The organism is Glutamicibacter sp., assembly GCF_050701915.1.
GTDB lineage: Bacteria > Actinomycetota > Actinomycetes > Actinomycetales > Micrococcaceae > Glutamicibacter.
Genome location: NZ_JBOGEG010000009.1, coordinates 12,500 through 33,305, shown reverse-complemented (window position 1 = coordinate 33,305; position 20,806 = coordinate 12,500). Strand labels below are relative to the sequence as shown.

General features: G+C 51.9%; 20 protein-coding genes. 17 read left to right on the top strand and 3 right to left on the bottom strand.

Features of this window, described 5'->3' with window-relative positions; genetic code table 11:
* Both ACRDT3_RS07940 and ACRDT3_RS07935 read left to right on the top strand, forming a co-directional pair.
* The gene (locus ACRDT3_RS07940) at nt 1-1,041 is read left to right on the top strand and encodes an NAD(P)H-dependent glycerol-3-phosphate dehydrogenase (protein ID WP_431492514.1); all 1,041 of its coding nucleotides are present in this window, start codon (nt 1-3) and stop codon (nt 1,039-1,041) included.
* Nucleotides 1,041-2,153, top strand: a complete 1,113-nt coding sequence (locus ACRDT3_RS07935) for a D-alanine--D-alanine ligase family protein (protein ID WP_431492456.1) — start codon at nt 1,041-1,043, stop codon at nt 2,151-2,153. The genes ACRDT3_RS07940 and ACRDT3_RS07935 overlap by 1 nt, the downstream gene beginning before the upstream one ends.
* Before the next feature lie 74 nt (nt 2,154-2,227).
* On the opposite strand, the gene ACRDT3_RS07930 is transcribed toward ACRDT3_RS07935, so the two are convergent.
* Nucleotides 2,228-2,704 (bottom strand): DUF3515 domain-containing protein, encoded by a 477-nt coding sequence (locus ACRDT3_RS07930; RefSeq protein WP_431492513.1) that lies wholly within the window; start codon nt 2,702-2,704, stop codon nt 2,228-2,230.
* A gap of 114 nt (nt 2,705-2,818) precedes the next feature.
* Between ACRDT3_RS07930 and ACRDT3_RS07925 the strand changes: the two genes are divergently transcribed.
* Genes ACRDT3_RS07925 through rsmD form a run of 4 tightly spaced genes read left to right on the top strand, consistent with a single transcriptional unit; the run spans nt 2,819 to nt 7,649 of the window.
* On the top strand, nt 2,819-3,874 hold the full coding sequence (locus ACRDT3_RS07925) for an LCP family protein (protein WP_431492455.1): 1,056 nt from the start codon (nt 2,819-2,821) through the stop codon (nt 3,872-3,874).
* A 23-nt stretch (nt 3,875-3,897) separates the two neighbouring features.
* Entirely contained in the window at nt 3,898-4,866 is a 969-nt protein-coding gene (locus tag ACRDT3_RS07920; RefSeq protein WP_431492454.1) for a DAK2 domain-containing protein, read from the top strand.
* Nucleotides 4,859-7,045: an ATP-dependent DNA helicase RecG gene (locus ACRDT3_RS07915; protein WP_431492453.1), complete on the top strand. Its 2,187-nt coding sequence runs from the start codon at nt 4,859-4,861 to the stop codon at nt 7,043-7,045. The genes ACRDT3_RS07920 and ACRDT3_RS07915 overlap by 8 nt, the downstream gene beginning before the upstream one ends.
* Nucleotides 7,046-7,064: 19 nt before the next feature.
* Nucleotides 7,065-7,649: a 16S rRNA (guanine(966)-N(2))-methyltransferase RsmD gene (gene rsmD, locus ACRDT3_RS07910; protein ID WP_431492452.1), complete on the top strand. Its 585-nt coding sequence runs from the start codon at nt 7,065-7,067 to the stop codon at nt 7,647-7,649.
* Here rsmD and ACRDT3_RS07905 read toward each other — a convergent pair.
* Nucleotides 7,626-8,408: a spermidine synthase gene (locus ACRDT3_RS07905; RefSeq protein ID WP_431492451.1), complete on the bottom strand. Its 783-nt coding sequence runs from the start codon at nt 8,406-8,408 to the stop codon at nt 7,626-7,628. The genes rsmD and ACRDT3_RS07905 overlap by 24 nt on opposite strands.
* Entirely contained in the window at nt 8,405-9,616 is a 1,212-nt protein-coding gene (locus tag ACRDT3_RS07900) for an aminotransferase class I/II-fold pyridoxal phosphate-dependent enzyme (RefSeq protein WP_431492450.1), read from the bottom strand. Before ACRDT3_RS07900 ends, ACRDT3_RS07905 begins: the two co-directional genes overlap by 4 nt.
* Nucleotides 9,617-9,728: 112 nt before the next feature.
* Between ACRDT3_RS07900 and coaD the strand changes: the two genes are divergently transcribed.
* From coaD to ACRDT3_RS07845, 11 genes are all read left to right on the top strand, one after another.
* Nucleotides 9,729-10,199 carry a pantetheine-phosphate adenylyltransferase gene (gene coaD, locus ACRDT3_RS07895; protein WP_431492449.1) on the top strand — a complete coding sequence of 157 codons (471 nt, stop codon included), beginning with the start codon at nt 9,729-9,731 and terminating at the stop codon, nt 10,197-10,199.
* Nucleotides 10,200-10,282: 83 nt separating this feature from the next.
* Nucleotides 10,283-11,182 (top strand): UTP--glucose-1-phosphate uridylyltransferase GalU, encoded by a 900-nt coding sequence (gene galU / locus ACRDT3_RS07890; RefSeq protein WP_431492448.1) that lies wholly within the window; start codon nt 10,283-10,285, stop codon nt 11,180-11,182.
* 115 nt (nt 11,183-11,297) lie between these two features.
* The gene (locus ACRDT3_RS07885; RefSeq protein ID WP_431492447.1) at nt 11,298-12,368 is read left to right on the top strand and encodes an LCP family protein; all 1,071 of its coding nucleotides are present in this window, start codon (nt 11,298-11,300) and stop codon (nt 12,366-12,368) included.
* Between the two features lie 136 nt (nt 12,369-12,504).
* On the top strand, nt 12,505-13,353 hold the full coding sequence (locus tag ACRDT3_RS07880; protein WP_431492446.1) for an ABC transporter permease: 849 nt from the start codon (nt 12,505-12,507) through the stop codon (nt 13,351-13,353).
* Nucleotides 13,343-14,230, top strand: coding sequence for an ABC transporter ATP-binding protein (locus ACRDT3_RS07875; protein ID WP_431492445.1), 888 nt, complete (start codon nt 13,343-13,345; stop codon nt 14,228-14,230). Before ACRDT3_RS07880 ends, ACRDT3_RS07875 begins: the two co-directional genes overlap by 11 nt.
* A 7-nt stretch (nt 14,231-14,237) precedes the next feature.
* Nucleotides 14,238-15,275: a glycosyltransferase family 2 protein gene (locus ACRDT3_RS07870; RefSeq protein WP_431492444.1), complete on the top strand. Its 1,038-nt coding sequence runs from the start codon at nt 14,238-14,240 to the stop codon at nt 15,273-15,275.
* A complete protein-coding gene (locus tag ACRDT3_RS07865) occupies nt 15,272-16,093 on the top strand; it encodes a CDP-alcohol phosphatidyltransferase family protein (protein ID WP_431492443.1) in 822 nt (273 codons plus the stop codon). Before ACRDT3_RS07870 ends, ACRDT3_RS07865 begins: the two co-directional genes overlap by 4 nt.
* A 39-nt stretch (nt 16,094-16,132) precedes the next feature.
* The gene (locus ACRDT3_RS07860) at nt 16,133-17,023 is read left to right on the top strand and encodes a glycosyltransferase family 2 protein (RefSeq protein WP_431492442.1); all 891 of its coding nucleotides are present in this window, start codon (nt 16,133-16,135) and stop codon (nt 17,021-17,023) included.
* Between the two features lie 207 nt (nt 17,024-17,230).
* Nucleotides 17,231-18,601 (top strand): stealth conserved region 3 domain-containing protein, encoded by a 1,371-nt coding sequence (locus ACRDT3_RS07855; protein WP_431492441.1) that lies wholly within the window; start codon nt 17,231-17,233, stop codon nt 18,599-18,601.
* Between the two features lie 158 nt (nt 18,602-18,759).
* Complete coding sequence (locus tag ACRDT3_RS07850) at nt 18,760-19,221, top strand: adenylyltransferase/cytidyltransferase family protein (protein WP_431492440.1); 462 nt, start codon at nt 18,760-18,762, stop codon at nt 19,219-19,221.
* A 44-nt stretch (nt 19,222-19,265) separates the two neighbouring features.
* Nucleotides 19,266-20,540 carry a CDP-glycerol glycerophosphotransferase family protein gene (locus tag ACRDT3_RS07845; RefSeq protein ID WP_431492439.1) on the top strand — a complete coding sequence of 425 codons (1,275 nt, stop codon included), beginning with the start codon at nt 19,266-19,268 and terminating at the stop codon, nt 20,538-20,540.
* The last annotated feature ends 266 nt before the right edge of the window (nt 20,541-20,806 follow it).

Genomic DNA, 20,806 nt, shown 5'->3' with positions numbered 1-20,806 from the left:
CTGACATTGACTAAGCCGCTACCACGCAAAATCGCCGTCATGGGCGCTGGCAGCTGGGGGACAACCTTCGCCAAGGTGCTTGCCGATTCCGTTGCAGATACGGGAATCGCGGTTCAGATTTGGGCTCGTCGCGAAGACGCCGCCAATGAAATCAACGAACGCCATACCAATTCACGCTACCTGCGCGAGACAAAGCTTCCCGCCAACATCACGGCGTCATCGGATCCAAAGACTGTTCTTACCGGCGCTGGCCTTGTGGTCCTGGCAATTCCGGCACAGTCGTTGCGCCAGGAATTGGCGAAGTTCAAAGAATTCTTTGAACCCGGCGCGGTATTGCTTTCATTGATGAAGGGTCTTGAACGCGGAACAGATCTGCGCATGAGCCAGGTCATCGCTGAAGTTACCGGGCTGCCTGCAAAGCAGATCGCTGTGCTGTCCGGTCCAAACCTCGCCATGGAAATCGCACGAGAGCAGCCAACTGCTTCGGTCGTAGCCTGTACCGATCCTGATATTGCGCAGTGGATCGCTGAACTGTGTTCCGCTCCCTACTTCCGTCCCTACACCAATGACGATGTCTTGGGTGTTGAGCTTGGCGGAATCGTCAAGAACATCATTGCCCTTGCCGTTGGCATGTGCGATGGCATGGGAATGGGCGACAATACCAAGTCCACTGTCATCACGCGTGGCTTGGCTGAAACCACTCGCTTGGTCCTCGCCCTCGGCGGTCGTTTGGACACCTTGGCAGGCCTTTCTGGCCTAGGCGACCTCGTGGCTACCTGTTCTTCCTCGCTGTCCCGCAACAACACTGCAGGACGCCTGCTTGGCCAGGGGCTCTTCCTGGAAGAGGTCAATGACCGCATGTCGCAGACTGCGGAAGGCATCAAATCAGCACGTGCGGTATTCGACCTTTCCCGAGCACATAACGTGGAAATGCCAATCACCGAAGCAGTGGTCATGGTCCTGGAAGGCACCTTGAGCGTTGAAAATATGGCTGCACGCCTGTTGTCGCGTGAATTGAAATCTGAAGGAGAACGTCACTAATGACTGAACGCAAGCTACGCGTCCTCTTGCTCTTCGGTGGCCGCTCCTCAGAGCACTCGGTTTCCTGCGTTACTGCGGCCGGCGTCATGCACGCTATCGACCGCGAACGTTTTGAAATCGTTCCGGTGGGCATCACCCGCGACGGCGGTTGGACACTGCTGGATGAGGATCCAGAAGGCTGGGCACTAAATACTGGCAAGCTGCCAGAGATTTCCTCGGTGGATCATCCGGTGCACCTTTCCACCGACGCGCAGAAGACATCATTGCTGTCCTACTCGGACTCCACGGTGGCAGATCTGGGCGAGATAGACGTGGTCTTCCCGTTGCTTCATGGTCCATTTGGCGAGGATGGGTCAATCCAGGGCATGCTGGAAATGGCCGGTGTTTCCTACGTTGGCTCCGGTATCGCAGCCAGCGCGATGGGCATGGATAAGCATTTCATGAAGGTTGTCTTCGAAGGGGCAGGCTTCAAGGTAGGCCCGTACGAAGTCATCACCAACAAGCAGTGGCTGCGCAACAGCGAAGCTGCCATGAAGCGTTGCGAAGAGCTGCAGTACCCGTTGTTCGTCAAGCCGGCACGCGCAGGATCTTCGGTCGGCATCACCAAGGTAGTTGAGCTTTCTGGGCTTCGTGCAGCGATTGAGATTGCCCGTGCAGAGGATCCTAAGGTGATTATCGAGCAGGGGATCGTTGGCCGTGAAATCGAATGCGGTGTCCTTGAAGGCCGCGGTAGCGAACCTTCGCGTGCTTCATTGCCAGGCGAAATCGCGGTGGCCGATAACGAGCATACGTTCTATGATTTCGAGGCTAAGTATGTTGATGGCGCTGCGGCCGAGCTCAGCTGCCCAGCAGATTTGAGCGAAGAAGCCACGCGCGAGATCCGCGATCTGGCGGTGAAGGCCTTCGACGCTATCGATGCAGAAGGCCTATCACGCGTTGATTTCTTCTACACTCCTGAAGGGGAGTGGATCATCAATGAAATTAACACCATGCCAGGCTTCACGCCTTCAAGCATGTACCCGCAAATGTGGGCCAAAACGGGAATTGAGTACCGTGAACTTATTGATGAGCTGATTGGACTGGCTACCGATCGGAACATCGGTCTGCGCTAAGCCAAGACAAATCGAAGAAAGTTTGGGGTGTGTTGAAAATTCAACACACCCCAAAGTTTTTGTAGAAGAATTGCTTACAAGTTCACTGACTTGTCAACGCTGACGCACTTCTTGGAAGCTGGGATCTTCTGCGCAGCGTCTGAAAGCGTAGCGAGCACTGTACTAGACGGGATGACATTAGGGTCAAGGACAACTTCGGTCGCTGGCATCCGGCCATATGTAGTCAAGGTCCAAATACTTGTTGCTTCATCCTCATGAGCTACCCAATCAACTTCATTTACGGATACGCAAGGGTCAGTTGTTGGTCCTGGAACTTCGACACCGCAACGCAGGACGACTTTTGAAGGATCACCCCAGGCTGCCGTTGCCTGGGATGTCGTTGAACGGCGTTCCGCATCATCGATGGCTTCGGGCAGGACAACCATCATTTCCGCACAAAGCGGGTTTGCTGCGTCTGGGGCAGCGTCCACGGAGGCAACTGATGCGCAACCGGCGAGACCAGTTACGGAAAGCAGCCCGATTCCGGCTATTGCTGAACCACGACCCACTATTCGATTAAGTTTTGGTGACAGTCGTGCGGAGACACTGATTTTAAACACGTTATAAGCCTACATCGACAGTCTGAAAGATAAGATGTAGTCAGCTGAAACTGTGAAAGGTAGCATATGTCGTTTGAAGAGCATCCGGTGAGACCACGCCAGAAAAAGAAACACACGGGTCGAACTATTATCCTGAGCATCCTTGCTCTGGTGGTTGTCGCTGGACTAGTCGCTGGTGGTTACGCCTGGAACCTCAGTAGAACGTTCAATGACAACAGCACCAAAATTACCGATGCTTTCCCCGCGGAAGAAACGCGTCCGGAGGTGAAAGAAGAATCGAAGGATGCGGTTAACGTACTTCTGTTGGGTACTGATACTCGTGCCGTGCGTAGCGACGATGCAGCGGATGATGAGTTCGCGACGCTCCCAGGTGGTGGACGCTCCGACACCATGATGTTGGTGCATATTCCTTCGGACCGAAAAAACGTATTTGTCACCTCGATCATGCGTGATACTTGGCTAGACATCCCTGGCGTCGGTACTGCGAAGATTAACCGTGCATTCGCCAGCGGCGGTGTTCCAAAGGCCGTCGAAACTCTTGAAGGTCTCTTCGGCATCCGGATCAACCATGTAGCATCCATTGACTTTGAAGGCTTCAAGGGCCTGACCAATGCTGTCGGTGGGGTAACCGTCGATAACCCGATCGCTTTCAGTCCTGTTCATGTCAAGGGCTACTTCTTCCCACAGGGCGTGCAGACGCTTGACGGCGACGAAGCATTAGCCTTTGTCCGTGAGCGTAAGGCGTTTACCGGACCAGGTGGTAGCGACTACCGTCGTGTGAAGAACCAGCAGCTGTTTGTCAAAGCTTTGATTGGTCAAATACTTTCCAAGGAAACTCTGACCAGCCCCACGAAGATCCAGTCCGTAGTTGAAGAGATCGCCCCATATGTGGCCGTTGACGAAACTCTGGATGCTGGCAAGATTGCCTCATTAGCGTCTTCGATGATTAACATCCGTTCCGGTGATATGGAATTCTTCACCCTGCCAAATAACGGTCCAGGCCGTTCAGCCGATGGGCAGTCAATCGTCGTTCCTGACATGGATACGATTGCTAAGTTTGGCGAAGCATTGCAGAATGACACGGTTGATGATTTCGTATCATCTACCGACTTGTCGCAGTAAGACCACCTAAGGAACGACTTTCCATGACGCCCCACAAACTCGATACGTCCGTGCGTGCCATCCGAGAGTGGCTCGCCCGAAGCGTCAAGAGTCTCGGGAACCACTCTGACAGGTTGAACGCGATTAACGTGTTCCCAGTGGCAGATGGCGATACTGGTAGCAACCTGTATTTGACCGCGAGAGCGGGGCACGACGCCATTAGCAAATTGGAAAGCGACGACATTGGCGGTTTTCTTGAAGTTGCAGCGCGGGCTTCGATGGAATCAGCGCGCGGCAACTCAGGAACACTACTCGCAGTCTTCTTGAGTGGGCTTAGTGAACCGTGGAGTGGCCACGAACGACTAACTGCACCGTTGCTAGCGCTCGGTCTTGAACGAGCCAAGGTGCGTTCATGGTCGGCTCTCAGCGAACCCGTCGAAGGCACTATGCTTTCGGTGATCAACGCAATTTCTTTGGCCGCTGGCTCAACGCTCGCGCACTTGAAGACAGATCCGGATAGTCGAGCAGCACTCGATGCTGTCCTCACGCAAATGACCCAAGCAGCTCAGCTTGCCGTCAGAGGTACGGAATCTGAACTTCCGAGTCTCATTAAGGCTGGCGTTGTCGACGCTGGAGCCGTCGGCATGCTGATCATCATCGATGAGCTATGCGCCGCTATTCGCAGCGAATCTACCGACTTTGAGTCCTACGACGACTTCCACGGTTACCGATTGCAAGACCCGCACATCCACCTGACTGAAGAAACAGAATCAGGTGTTGAGGTGATGTGTACCGTTTCCTTAGACGCCTTAGGCGCCGCCATGCTGCGCGGACAACTGGATTCAATAGGCAACTCAGTGATCATGTCTCCAGTTAACCAGCTGGAGGAAGACACCTATAGATGGCGTGTCCACGTCCACGTGCCTGAAGCCGAACCGGCGTTGGAACTGATAAAGAAACATGGCGACCCAGTCAACATCAGCGTCACCGATCTGTGCACCAACAATGAGTGAAATTACATTAACGACTTTTGAGAGCACTGATCTCTCATCATTCTTAGGGCACAAGAATGCCGGTGCATTGGAAAAGGCATTTGGCTACAGCACAGTGGGGGAGTTCCTCTGGCATTTTCCGCGTCGGTATGTTGAAGTAGGCGAGCTCACTCCAATTTCCGAGCTTCCCTTTGACGAGCACGTCACCGTTGTGGCCCAGGTTATCAACGTTAGCCAGAGACAGATGCACTCGCGTCGCGGTTTCATTTTTGAAGTTACAGTAAGCGATGAGCTTAGCGCAGGTGGCCAAGAGCTGAAGATGACCTTCTTCAATGGTTATCAAGCACGAACGGATCTGCACATTGGAGCAATTGCAATGTTCAGCGGCAAGGTTGGATGGTACCATGACCACCTGCAACTGAGTCAGCCTGAATACGCGATCCTGGATGAGGCGTCGCAAGCGGATCCTCGACCTATCCCCATCTATCCCGCTTCGGCAAAGATGCCAAATAAGCGCATCAGGGATTTGATGGCGCTGTTGCTGGAACAATTCACAGACCAGAACCTTCCTGAATTTCTTCCAGCAGAACTTCTACGCACCCATCATTACCCGCTACGCCATCAAGCGTTCTTGGATCGACACTTTCCCAAAGAAATCAAGCACGCTTACATGGCTCGACAGCGCTTTGCGTTTGAAGAAGCCTTCATGCTGCAGCTGGCATTAGGGGAACGCGGCCGCCAGCTAGGAGCGCAGAAAGCTATCGCGCGCCCACAGGTGCCAGGTCGACTTGCCGATAAATTTGATGCCCAACTGCCATTTACCTTGACTGAAGACCAGGTCCTTGTAGGAGAACAAATCTCCTTGGACCTGGCACAGCCACATCCAATGCATCGATTGCTTCAGGGAGAGGTAGGCTCCGGCAAGACCATTGTCGCGTTACGTGCCATCTTGCAGGTGATCGATGCCGGAGGACAAGCAGCACTCTTAGCGCCAACAGAAGTCCTGGCCGCACAGCACTATGCGTCGATCAAGAAGATGCTTGGCAACCTTGCAGAACCCGGATTGTTCGGTGAAGGTGAAGGTACCGGAGTCGCGCTCCTAACAGGTTCGGCAAAAACTGCGCAGCGTCGTGAAGCTTTATTAGGTATTGCCAGCGGTGAGACCGGACTGATTATTGGCACGCATGCCCTACTGGGCGATCATGTGCAGTTTACCGATCTCGGCCTTGTAGTCGTGGACGAGCAGCATCGTTTTGGCGTTGAACAGCGCGATGCCTTGCGAGCTAAGGCGGGAGGCTCGGTTCCGCACACCCTGGTCATGACTGCTACGCCAATACCGAGAACAGTCGCTATGACCGTGTTCGGTGATTTGGACACGTCGACTATCAAACGCCTGCCTGCCGGTCGCGCGCCGATCCAAACGCATATTGTGCCAATGCAGCTGACTGGTTTCCGCGGCAGGCTATTCTCAAGAATCATTGAAGAAGTGGAGAAGGGCCACCAAGTCTACGTGGTGTGTCCAAGAATTTCGGACACGTCAGCGGAACAAGGCGTTCTCGTGGCGTCCTATGAAGATTCTGCCGGACAAACCATGAGCGTAGAAGCCATGCAAGAGATGCTGGCTGGTATGCCTGAATTTGTTGGGATACGTACCGAAGCGTTGCACTCCCAACTGGATGCAGCAGAGAAGCAAGAAACCATGGAATCCTTTGCACGTGGCGAAATTGACGTGCTGATTTCTACGACAGTCATTGAAGTCGGTGTTGACGTTCATAATGCGACGTTGATGGTGATCATGGATGCTGAGCGTTTTGGCATCTCGCAGCTCCACCAGCTACGTGGCCGCGTAGGCCGTGGCGGATTTCCTGGGACGTGCCTCATGACCACATGGTTGGATGCGGACCATCCGTCAGTTGGACGATTGAAGACGATCGAGTCAACAATCGATGGTTTTGAGCTAGCCGAGGCCGACCTGGCAGAACGCAAAGAAGGAAATATCTTGGGCGTTCAGCAATCGGGCAGCCGCTCGTCGTTGCGGGAACTGAGCATCATCAAGGATCGCTCGCTCATTGAGCAGGCTAGAACCGATGTGGGGATTCTCCTTGCCGATGGCAGCTGGGGACGTCATCAGCCCGGGCTCCTGGTTGCGGCCGGGAATTGGCTTGATGAATCCACCAAAGAATTTTTGAATAAGAACTGATTGAAGGAAGACCTAGGCAATGAGCCGTATTATCGCTGGAGCCGCCGGCGGGCATCCACTGAAGTCCGTACCTGGTGACGCAACACGCCCGACAACGGACCGAGTCAAAGAGGCCCTCTTCTCTCGTTTGGAAAGCTGGGATATTCTCTCTGGCGCACGAGTGCTGGATCTCTTTGCAGGTTCCGGGTCGCTAGGAATCGAGACAGCCAGTCGCGGTGCGCGGCAGGTTGTTCTTGTAGAAAAGGCGCCCAAAGCGGTCTCTGTTTGCCAGCAGAATGCGGCACTGGTGAACAAGGTTTTGAAGACCGATACCGTGACGGTTCAACGCGGGACTGTTGATAGCATCCTCGATGGTTATTACAACGCCGTTTCGGGAGTGCCCAGCAAGACCTTTGACGTCGTCTTGCTGGATCCTCCCTACCCGCTGACTGAAGAAGAACTGGCTGCTACGCTCGAGAAAATATCCAGAATCCTAGCTGAAGATGCCACGGTCATAGTGGAGCGTTCAGGGCGTTCACCGGAACCAACATGGCCGAGCACCATGGAGAAGTTCGCCGACAAGAAATACGGCGAAACGCACCTATGGTTTGCAGAACCCATCTAGATCCATCGAATGGCGAACTTCTGACGGGAATGGCCCCGCCGCCTGGCACTGGTGTATTTGATCTTCCCGGAATCGTTGGGGTGATGCTGTGAGAACCAGGTTCCCGGGGAAGCGCTTGGTAAACATTTCCGGACTAGAACTTAGCATCACGAATTCAAAGCTGGAACTCGCTGCCTCAATTTGAGAACACGTGAAATCCAGTGGAGGATCATCGCCAATGTTCACGAAGAGCAATCCGTCTTGGGACAAGGAATTCTTGAGTTCTGCGTAGTAGCCGTCAGTGGTCAGGTGTTCTGGTGCTTCCGGGCCAGAGAAGATATCCAGAACGATGACGTCAAACTTTTCATCGACCAATTGTTCAGCAAGCACGCTCCTTGCATCTGCAACAATTGGTGACAAATCGCAGCCTTGAGGCAATGGCAGATGCGTGAGGACGAAATCAAGAAGTTCCCGCTCAATGTCTACAGCTATGTGTGAACTTGATGGATAAACCACACTCGCCCAGCGAGCCAAGGTCAAGGCTCCTGCACCGAGATGCAGCATCTTCATTGGACGCTCTTCTGGGCGCAGGACCTTCAGATGATTGGCAATGCGTGCGAGATATTCGTAGAAGACTTCTTCGGGATGCGAAAGATTAACATGCGACTGGGGTGCGTCGCCGATGGCGAGGATTTTTGACCCGGGGATCAAGTCATCGTCGTAAATCGTGGCGTGTTCCTGGACGAAACCAAGCCACCGTTTTGCCGGCTTTCGCGTCATTTGGAGAGCACCTCTGGCAGGAGCTGCAATCGCTGAACTGCATCGGAAATCACGTCAGGCTTTTTGCAGAAGGCGAAGCGCAACAGGCCTTGGTAGTCTTTGTGATTTTCGGGATGAACAAAGGCGGACATCGGTATCGCCGCAACGCCGATGCGCTCGGGCATCATTCGTGCCACTTCAGCAGCGTCATTCAATCTAAAGCTGCGTACATCAGCAACCAAGAAGTAGGTACCCTTTGGGCGAATAACCTGGATGCCAGCTGTTTCCAGGCCTGATGCGAGAATTTCTCCCGCCTGTCCTAGATCTGCAGCGAAGCGCTCGAAAAAGGCATCTGGAAGTTGTAGCGCTTGCGCTACAGCAGGTTGGAAAGCTGGGCCTGAGGAGTAGGTAAGGAACTGTTTCACAGTACGGACGGCGGTGATCAGTTCGCGTGGGCCGGTTGCCCAGCCTACTTTCCAGCCGGTAAAGGAGAAGGATTTGCCCGCTGACGAAATGGTGATGGTTCGTTCCAAGCCACCGGGCAGGCGCGCGATTGGAACATGTCGCACACCGAAAGTCAGATGTTCATAGACCTCATCGGCAATGATGATGCAGTTGTGCTGATGTGCCAGGGCAATGATTTCTTGGAGCACTGAAACATCTAATATGGTGCCAGTAGGATTATGAGGATTGTTCACGAGGATTAATCGCGTCTTGTCGGTGACCGCGCGTCGAAGGTCATCCAAATCTGGCTCGAAATTCGGAGCCTTGAGCTGAACGACCTTATGTACTGCATTGGTCAATCCGATCATGGCGGCATAGGAATCGTAATAAGGCTCAAAGGTCACAACCTCATCGCCGGGTTCCAGGAAAGCCAGCAGAGAAGCAGCGATAGCTTCTGTCGCTCCTGTGGAAATGACGACCTCGGACTCGGCATCAAGCTCCAAAGAATAAAATCGTTCCTGATGAGCAACGATGGCTTCGCGAAGTAGCGGAGTCCCTGAACCTGGCGCGTACTGGTTAGCGCCATTTTGGATCGCATCTACAGCAATCTGCTTGATCTCTTCTGGACCCTCGGAATCTGGGAATCCTTGCCCAAGATTAATTGCCTTATGACGGTTAGCCAATTCCGTGATTTCTTCGAAGATCGTCACTCCAGGCTGGCCAATGGAATCTAGTAGGTTGGCACCGTGGGCAGTTCTCTGCCACGGAGTGAATTCAATGCTCATGTTTTCATTATCGTCCTGTGTACAGAGGATCAAGGGTATTAAGTCATTGAATCTTTACGAGACATTCACACCAGATCGCCTAATCGGCAAGAGTTCTTGATAGATTCAGATCATGCGAAGAGCGGTATGCCCGGGTTCTTTTGACCCAATTCATAATGGACACGTCGAAATCATTGCGCGTGCAGCGAGCCTTTTTGATGAGGTGATCGTGGCCGTGTCCACTAATTACTCCAAAAAGTACCGCTTCAGTGAAGAGGAGCGCGTCGCTATGGTTGAGGAAACCGTTGGTGGGCTGCGTGGGGTTTCCGCTGTGCCGATGGGCCAAGGCCTGCTAGCTGATTTCTGCAAGGAGCAGGGAGCCGAAGCAATTGTCAAGGGATTGCGTAGCACTGTTGACTACGCCTATGAGATTCCGATGGCAACGATGAATCGTCATCTCACTGGAGTTGAGACTGTTTTCTTGCAGGCTGATACGCGCTACACGCATCTCTCTTCGTCTTTGCTCAAGGAAGTGCAGGCTCTTGGCGGAGACGTTGATGAATACTTCCCCCGGGCTGTAATTAGGCGGCTTACTAAGCAGTAGCATTCGAAATTGGTTTTTCCATATTCTAGAGATAAAATGGACTACTTGTAGTACCACTCGCACCAACTGGACAGGTTTCAAAGATGTCACATTCGGCCATTAAAAAAGCAGTCATTCCCGCAGCAGGGCTGGGGACGCGATTCTTGCCGGCAACAAAGGCAATGCCCAAGGAAATGTTGCCAGTCGTCGACAAACCCGCAATTCAGTACGTAGTTGCGGAAGCAGTAAAGGCGGGGTTTACTGATCTTTTGATGGTTACCGGACGAAGCAAGCGCGCCTTGGAAGACCACTTTGACCGCGTCCCATCCTTGGAGTACTCGCTTGAGGCCAAGGGCGACAAAAAGAAACTAGACGCCATCCATGAGGCGACCCATCTGGGAGACATTCATTATGTTCGACAGGGGGATCCTAAAGGCCTCGGTCACGCAGTACTCTGCGCCAAGCAGCACGTGGGCAACGAACCATTCGCGGTTTTGCTTGGAGACGATCTAATCGACGAGCGCGATGAACTTCTTTCGGTTATGGCTGAAGTACAGGGCAAAACCGGAGGATCGGTTATTGCCTTGATGGAAGTTGATCCAGAAAAGATCAGTGCATATGGTTGCGCTGATGTAAGCCCTGTAGATGGCGAAGAATATGTCAAGGTCAACGGACTGGTTGAAAAGCCAGCAATCGATCAGGCGCCGAGCAACCTTGCAGTAATTGGCAGGTATCTGTTGCATCCTCGAGTCTTCGAGGTGTTGGAGCACACTGCTCCTGGTCGTGGCAACGAGATCCAGCTTACCGATGCTCTTCAGGTACTCGCATCTGCTGAAGGTGAAGGTTCCGGCGTGCATGCTGTCATCTTCCGCGGTCGACGTTACGATACCGGAGACAAACTCAGCTACCTGCAAGCGAATATTACCCTCGCTGTTGATCACGACTCAGTTGGTCCTGGTCTGAAAACCTGGTTGAAAGACTTCGTAGCGAAGATGGATGACTAGTATCTGACTAAGGCTACTCAGGATAATCACAATTATCTTGGGTAGTCTTTTTCATTGCGCAAAGCCGCCTGGTGTCCTCGTTGGCTTGGGGGTGCGCAGTTCAGTTGGAGTAGGAATGAAAATCGAAGAAGCAGATAGCGCAGTATTTCTATCGCGAAGCGCTAGAAGCAGAGCAGAACGACAGAAGAAAAAACGGACGCAAGGAATTATTGCGTCGATCGTCGCCGTATTGCTCGTTGCGGTTTTGGGTGCGGGGTACGTCTTGTTTGATCTGCAACGTCAGTTCAACACAAAATCCAACACGGTTTCTTTGGGCTTTTCTGAGGCTGAGCAACAAGCCCGCCCGGTTAAGTCTCCAGAAGATACGTCGATAAATATATTATTGTTAGGTGTAGACCATGCAGATGGGGGCACCGGAGAATCCGCCGCACTAAGCGGTGCAGTGTCTCAACGTAGCGATTCAATGATGCTTGTTCACATCCCAGAGGATCGTTCGCAAGTCTATGTAATGTCAATGGTCAGAGACATGTATATAGATATCCCCGGGCATGGAAGAAATAAGTTGAACGCGGCGATTTCGCTCGGCGGGGTTCCGCTGCTCTTGCAAACGGTTGAAGGTCTATTCGATAACAAGATTGATCATATTGCCATGGTGGACTTCGAAGGGTTCAAAGAACTCTCTACTGCCTTGGGCGGTGTCACTGTCAATAACGAAATTCCGTTTACAGCCCATGACACTGATTACTTCTTCCCCGCCGGAGATATAACTTTGGAAGGAGACCGGGCGCTACGTTTCGTCCGCGAACGCAAATCCTTCACTAACGGTGACTATCAACGCGTGGCCAACCAGCGGAAATTTATTGCGTCAGCAGCTAATCAAGTTTTATCCTCTGAGACGCTCACGAATCCGGTCAAGCTTTACAACATCGTTGACAAAGTCTCCCCTTATCTGACATTCGATGAAAGCTTCGACGCAGCAACGCTCGTCGGGTTGGGGATGCAGCTCAAGAACGTAGACACCAATAACATGGCCATGTTTACGATGCCTACCGCTGGGTCGGCAACCAGCCCGGACGGTCAGTCAATCGAGCTACCAAGCGAGCTTGCGATTGAACAAATCGGCGAGGCCCTGCTGAATGACACCATGGCTGAATATCTAAGGGACAACCCTCCCGAAGCTCCATAACATTGGATGTGGGATGAACTACACTCGACGGAATGGCGAAAGCCTGAAGAAGGTCAAACAATCCACTAGACTTTGAACATCTATGCTTAGCCGTTAATGCAATGAAGACGCATTCGAACAAGAGGACATATTCAGCATGACAGTTGCGGAGGAGGCCGAGAAGTACGGCTTGCACCGAGTTGGCGCAAGACCTACTCTGGTCAACTATCTGAAGCAGACATGGCAGCGTCGTGAGTTCATTTACGAACTTGCGAAGGCTCGTGTCCAGTCGCAAAACCAGAAGAACCGTTTGGGAATGATTTGGGTCGTCCTGAAGCCAACGTTCAATGCGATTATGTACGGTGCAATCTTCGGGGTTCTCATGGGCGGCAAGAAAGGTCCAGATTTTCCGGTCTTTGTGATTATTGGAGTGTTCTTGTTTGAATTCTTCACGACATCGATGAATGGTGGCGCAAAGTCGATTACAGGTAACAAGGCACTGGTGCAGTCACTGGCTTTTCCTCGTTTGTCGCTACCCGTAGCCCAAGTAACTCAGAACTTCCTGATGCTCATGCCAATGCTTGCGGTAATGTTCGTTTATGCCATGATTCTGGGCACCACTCCGAAATGGTCCTGGTTCGGAATTATCCCGTTGCTTGCACTGTTCACTGTTTTCAACATGGGCATTGCACTGATTTGTGCCAGAATTACAGTCCACGTCCGGGATTTTACCCAGATTTTGCCAATTCTGACGCGTGTGCTCTTCTACACCTCTGGCGTACTGTTCAGCGCTGACCGTTTATTGAACCAATGGCCTTGGATGATTGCAGTCTTCGATATCCATCCCTTGTACCAGACCCTGCAGATTGCTCGAGGCATGATCATGAATGATGCCGTCTATGATGCTTGGGCTTGGCCGCTAGTTGCTGCTTGGTCAGTTGTTACCTTGCTGGTTGGTTTGATTTACTTCTGGAAAGCGGAGGAGCGTTACGGCCGTGCGAATTAGTTTTGATGATCTAATCAATCCGGATCTCCATCCAGAATACGAGCCGGCACCGATATTTTCTGACGATACCTCCTTCATCGATGTCGTCAAACCTGAGCAAATTGAGAATTCGCAACTCAAGATTGACGGGTCCCGCAATCCGGTCGTATTTGTGGATAACCTCCATGTTAAATACGAGGTTTTCTCCAGTGGCAAAGCCGTCGGTAACGCTGGTGCGAGACGGCTTCTGCAGCCTAGGCTTAAAGGCGTCAGAACCGTACACGCGCTCAAGGGCATAACTTTTGTCGCATATGAGAATGAATCAATAGGTGTCATTGGATCCAACGGTTCAGGTAAGTCAACCTTGCTTAAAGCCATCACAGGATTGACGCCTCCATCGAGTGGCTCTGTGTTCGCGCGTTCGCGTCCAAGCTTGCTTGGCGTTGGCGCTGCGCTCATCCCTGACCTCTCGGGTGATAAGAACATCACCCTTGGTGGCTTGGCCCTCGGGTACGACCGGGAACAGGTCGAATTGATGCGTGAAGACATAACCAAGTTCGCTGAGCTTGAAGAGTTTATCGATCTTCCCATGAATACTTATTCTTCTGGTATGAGCGCCCGTTTGAAGTTCGCAATTGCCGCATCCAAGAAGCACGACATCTTAATTATTGACGAAGCCTTGGCTGTGGGTGACGCTAAGTTCCGTAAGCGAAGTGAAGCGAAAATCCGCGAGATCCGAGATAGTGCTGGGACAATTTTCAACGTTTCCCACTCGATGAATTCCATCAAGGAAACCTGCAATCGGTGTATCTGGATTGAAAAAGGTGTGCAGATGATGGACGGTTCTCCTGAAGAAGTAATCAAGGAATACCAAAAGCATCAGAATGCGAAGAAGTAAATAACGAATGACTGAAACCCCTGGCGTATCCTACATCATGCCTGTACTTAACGAAGCCGAATATCTTAAAGAGGCCGTTCGTTCGATCCTTACTCAAGACTATGAAGGTGAAAAAGAGCTAGTCATTGCCTTAGGGCCAAGTAGCGACGACACTAACGTAGTTGCTGCGCGCTTGGCTGAATCCGACTCGCGAATCGTCTTGGTGGATAACCCTAAAGGACGTACTCCAATTGCCCTAAATTTGGCGGTCAAAAAGTCATCGCATCCAATCGTTATGCGTGTGGACGCGCATAGCGAGCTACCTGCAAACTACACTCGCCGTGGCGTGGAAACGCTTTACCGAGTTGGCGCCCATGACGTGGGTGGGTTGATGGATGCGCGGGGACGTACTCCGAAACAACGCGCAATCGCCGCTGCGTACCACTCAAAATTTGGTTTTGGTGGTCCGGCTTATCACTCGGGCGCTCCAGAAGGCGAGGCTGAGTCCGCGTACTTGGGTATTTTCCGCCGCGAGGTGTTCGATGAAGTCGGTTTCTACGATGAAGAAATGTGGCGTGCCCAAGATTGGGAACTTTGCTTGCGGATTCGTCAGGCTGGCCACAAGGTCTGGTTCGACCCAGAATTGAAGGTTGGTTACTACCCGCGTGATAATTTTAAGGCATTAGTTCGTCAGTCTTATGCTTCCGGAACTTGGCGGGGAGAAATTGCCCGACGTTTCCCGGAGGGCAAATCGATACGCCACGACATGCCGCCTGTTCTGCTGGCTGGGGTAGTGTCAGGCATCCTTGCAACGTTTGCAGCTCCGCTGATTCGAGGACATGTATCTCGACAAGTCCAGTTCTTGGTCGATTCGGCTCGACTAGCCCCGGTTGTCTATACCGCAGCGACTCTCGCCGCAGGAATTAATTCCAACGCGCAGGGCATGAAGGAAAAGGTTCTGACTGCCGGAGCGTTCCAAGCAATCCACCTGCCATGGGCAGCAGGATACCTTAAGGGACGCATATTCGGTGCCGCTGGAACTGTGGACAAAGGACGCGTTAAGTGAAGATAGAACGACCCAGAAATCCTACACTGGATCAGCTACGCGCCGTATGTCAGCCACCAGAAGTAAAGGCGCGCAAGAATGCTGAACACTGGACAGCTGAACTCTACTTACGCCACATCTCTATTTATCTGACGGCAGTATTGGTCCGTACTAGGATCAGTGCGAACGGCGTTACCGGTTTGATGATTTTATCGGGTTGGTGCATGTCATTGGCCCTGCTTATCCCCGGCATTTGGGGGCCGGTCTTGGCCGTGGTGTTGTCGCAGGTCCAGCTGTATTTCGATTGCTCGGATGGGGAAGTCGCACGTTGGCGCGCTTCCCAATCCCCGCGTGGCATTTTCATCGATATGGTTGGGCACCACACAACAGAGGCTTTGATCCCGATAGCCCTTGGCTATCGTGTGTTTAAGGAACTCTCAACAGATGGTGCAACAACAACCCTGGCCTGGCCTACGCTATTCATGGGCGCCTGTTTGGCTGTGCTCCTGGTGCTAAACCGTTCACAATCACTTATGGTCCATGCCGCCCGCGGTATGGCGGGGCTGCCTAAACTGCCGGATACGGCAGCCGCACGTGCGGTTCCCACCACGACGGTTATCGGCAGGTTGCGTTCCTTGTCGAAGTTCCTCCCCTTCCACAAGCTGTTGCATGCAGTGGAACTGAGTCTGATCATTTTGGCTTGTTCCATCATTTCTGCCGTTAGCGGTTCCCCTGGGCTTGCAGAGAAATGGTTAATCTGGATTCTCCTACCAGCGTGCCTACTAGTTAATGTTGGTCATTTTCTCTCGAATATGGTTTCTGCGCGGCTGAAGGTTTAGAACCGATGAACCGTTGAATTTGAATTGAAGGGGTAGCGCATGAGTCAGCAGCTAACACCGCGGATCGGCGTGGTTGTCCTAACGATGGGCAACCGTCCCGTTGAGCTTCGTCGCGCCTTGGACTCATTGCTGTCCCAACGAGGTGTAGAAATAGATGCCGTCGTCGTTGGCAACGGTTGGGACCCAACAGGGATTCCTGAAACCATAAAAACGCACCACCTGCCGGAGAATCTTGGGATCCCTGCTGGACGAAATGCTGGAGTGTCCCAAGTTTCGGGTGAGTATCTTTGTTTCCTAGATGATGATTCCTGGTTCCTTGACGATGATTTCTTAGTTACCGCAATAGCGCGTTTTAGACAACATCCAAAGCTCGGCTTACTGCAGCCGCGGATCACCGATCCTGAACATAGTGATCTGGATCCTACTCGTTGGATCCCACGCTTGAAGAAACGAACTGCTGTAGAGCCAAGCAAGGTTTTCCATGTGGGGGAGACTTGCCTAGTTACTACTCGGGAGCTCTTCGACGCCACTGGTGGCTGGGCGGGCGGCTTCTGGTATGCCCATGAAGGTATTGAGCTTGCCTGGCGGATCTGGGATACCGGTACTTACGTTTGGTATGCAGGCGACATGCGCATCGGACATCCCGTGGTTGATCCTCGTCGTCATGATGAGTTCTACCGTTTGAATGCACGCAATCGTGTTTGGCTCGCTCGTCGTAACCTGCCGGCTCCATTCTTGTGGATCTATCCAACTTCATGGGCCCTAATCGAGTGCTTGCGATTGCGGAAGAATTCGTCTGCGGTTAAGCAGTACCTAGCGGGCTGGAAAGCTGGTTGGAAGGGCAGTCCTTGGTATCGGGAACCGCGCGCAAAGCTACGTTGGAATACGTTGTTGCGAATGACGCTTTCCGGACGTCCGCCCATTATTTAGGTTTTGGAGTTGTGGACACCGCTCTGAGGTGTGGTAGTCAGCTGTGCTAGCAAATGTGGTTGCATCGTGTAACAGATTAACCGATTTAGACTAATATGGGATTTTGGTCGTTCAAATTTAAAGTGAACAACCTGTAAAATGTTCCTGAATATAGCGAAGCGAATTTGCTTGTCGCGATTTACCAACGAGTGCTGGATGGTGTGAGATTTGAGTTTCCGTGGATGGAGGGGCCAGCTTGGTCGTAAGCTGCCCGATGCCTTCTGGGAGAAAATCCTCACGTGCTCTACGAGTGGCCAAAGTTCACTAGATCTTGATATCGAACAAATCAGATCGATTAACGTTGATGCTACGCGCGCCCTGGCAGACTCGTTAGGGATCAAGTATCTTGATGACCGGCTACGTGGCGTTTCGACGGTTTCGAAGTCTGGATGGCAAAAGCTTGCTACAGCACTTCAAGAGGCTGGCTACAAGCTGACAAAAGTGAGCTCGGATGCAGCGAGCTATGGCGCGTTGAGCGTTTGGACGGTCCATAGCCAGACACCCGAGCGCGGAAAATCATTTAGACGCCACTCCGGTGTGGGGTCAGTATGGGCTGTTTACTCCGACGGCAAATCTATAATGCCAGATATTCAAGATTTCACAGAGCCAGTCGATGCCGTATACACGTGGGTCGATTCGGCAGATCCAGTATGGCAAGAAGCGTATCGGGAATTTAAGCAGTCAATTCCTGCCGGTGCATCCCATCCAAGCAGCCGAGATTTGGCGCGATATACCTCTCGCGACGAATTGAAGTACTCGTTGCGTTCTCTGGAAATGAATATGCCATGGATCCGCAATATCTACCTGGTGACTGCAGGTCAAGCACCGACTTGGCTCAACACGGAAAATTCCAAAATTAAGCTGGTGAGTCACAGCGAGATATTTGATTCTCCCGAAGAATGCCTACCAACGTTCAACTCACATGCGATTGAAACGCAGCTTTCCAATATCGGAGGCTTGTCGGAGCATTTCATTTATGTGAATGACGACATCTTCTTTGGGCGGCCGATGTCACCAAACGTGTTCTACACCGGCAGTGGTGCAGTCAAGTACTCTTTGGCCAAGGCGCATTATGCTGAGGCGACGAACCCTAGACTCGCGGTAAATCTAGCAGCTCAGCTCAATGCAGACCTGATCCAGGATAAGTATGGGAAGACAACAGCGCTAAAATTCCGCCATGTAGCGCACCCGCAGCGGAAGAGCATCCACGAAATAATCCGACGTTCTTTTATCGAAGAAGTCAATGCCACCGCAAAGCACAAGTTCAGGCACGTTGACGATATTTCCTTACCGTCCTCGCTGGCACACTACGTAGCAGCAGCTGAAGGTATTGGCGTTCCTGTGGATATCGATTATTCCTACGTTGATCTTGGTAGCGAACACTTGGCGATGAAGCTTTATCGACTTGTACGCGGACGCAGCATGCAAATGTTCTGCTTCAATGAAGTGTCGAGTGTCAGTGGTACGGAAAAACGTGGGCAGCTGGCCAAGAGGGTTCTCGACACGCTATTCCCGTACAAGTCATCATTCGAAAAGTAATCCGGAAGCATTCAGGTTTCATCAAGTTAGCCATGAAAAACTTGTGAAGCATTATTTATCGTTCAACTAAGAAAAGCACCAGATGCTGCAGAGCAGCGACAGGTGAGGTAGCTCTACGGAATTGGGGGCTACCGTTCAAAAACAGCAGGAGGCAACCAATGTCCAAGACGGTACTGACCTATGGAACGTTTGACCTTTTCCATATTGGTCACCTCAACATCCTGAAGCGTCTGAAGGAAAAGGGCGACCGCTTGGTAGTTGGCGTATCCACCGATGAGTTCAACGCAATCAAGGGTAAGAAGCCCGTTGTACCGTTTGAACAGCGCCGCGAAATCGTGCAGGCCATAAAGTACGTTGATCTTGCCATCCCGGAAGAGAATTGGGAACAGAAGCGCCTGGATATCAAGAAGTACGATGCCAAGGTTTTTGGCATTGGTGAAGACTGGAAAGGCAAGTTCGACGATCTTGGTGACGAAGTCGAAGTAATCTACCTGCCACGTACCTCGGGAATCTCGACGACCGAGATGAAACGCGTCCTCAGCCAATTTGATGAACGCCATGTGGACTCCTTGAAGGATACGCTAGACACGCTCAGCCAGATCGTTAAAGAACTGAGCTAGTTAGTCCGTTTGCACTTTAGCTTTTCTAGATTTTGAAAGTTCCTATGTCTAGCGACCATATTTCAGCAACCATTAAGTCCAGCGTCAAAAATGCACTACGGAGAGTCGGACGCCGTCCAGGGGCAAAGCGACTATCGCGGGTAATGGGCCTGAACTCGCGCCCTGGCAGCCTTAACGTTGGCGTTTCCGGTATTCCTGTTCCTGGTGCCGTCGCGGTGTACTTCGGCGATGGCGCTGACAAAATCTACCAAGTAACTCAGTGGCTGCCAGTGCTTGAAGAACTTCATGTGAAACAAGAGGTTCTGCTAGTCTTCCGAACCCTGAGCGCTTTCAAAGCAGCCGAGAAGTTCACTGATCTTCCGCGGATTTACATCCGCCGCTTCTCAGATCTCATGGATTTGTATGACGACAACGAGCTTAAGCTGGTCATCTATACGAATAACTCGCGTAGCAACTTCCAGTCTCTTGACCATCCTCGTTTGGTGCATGTTCATGTGAACCATGGTGAGAGCGACAAGCTGTCGATGGTTTCAAATAAGGCAAAGGCTTATGACAAGGTCTTTGTCGCCGGCCCCGCCGCGATCAAGCGTCATGAGGCAATGCTGATCGACTTCGACCACACCAAGCTTGAGGTCACCGGTCGTCCGCAGCTGGACATAGATTTTGAGCCGGAGCTGGATCCGAGTGACAAGCTGGATGTAATGTACGCGCCAACTTGGGAAGGCGAGAACGAGGATAACAACTACACCTCGTTGGATAAATATGGCGTAGCCATCGTTGAAGCGTTATTGGCGAATCCATCTTGGCGGATCATTTATAAGCCCCATCCTCGTATCCAGGCAAGCAAGAATCATGGTGTTGCGCAGGCTCATTCCCGCATTATGGATCTCATTAGTATCGCCAATGAATCCGGTGCGAAGCACGTTATTTCTGAACAGGGCAATATTTTGGCGATGTTTGAATCCACCGATGCACTGATAACAGACGTATCAAGCGTAGGGTTGGACTATTTGTACCTTCAGCCTGGCAATCCATTGGTGATTTCAGATCGTCGTACTAATCGCGAAATCTTGCACAGGGATGCTCCAATTGCTAAAGCATGTCACGTCATTGATCGTGACACTGTGGTAAACGTGAGCGAAGTTCTTAATGACGCGCTGGTGCATGACCGGCATAAAGAGCAACGACATGAAATGCGAAAGTTCTACTTCGGCGAATTAAGCCGTGGGGACTCCACTAAGCGCTTCCAAGATGTAATCGAAAAGCTCATCGGTGAACGCGAGAGCAAGCTGCAAAACTTCCGCGGTTGGCACAGCTGATCAGCAGAACACTTGATTACGACCCCAAATCCCTATCACCGTATGGATCTGGGGTCGTCTTAATTGTCGTTGTGTTTTCAAACTAACAACACTCGGCCTTTAATTAGGCAATTCTTCCGCGGCGTGCGAGAGAATCGGAAGGTACATAGGCGCTGTTCCGACAGTGCCTATTGGTAAGACCCCCTTCTGAAGGACCCCGGTGGATATTTTTCGTACGCGTATAGCTCTCGGCGTAGGCCGTCGAATCGAACGACTAGGTAGATACC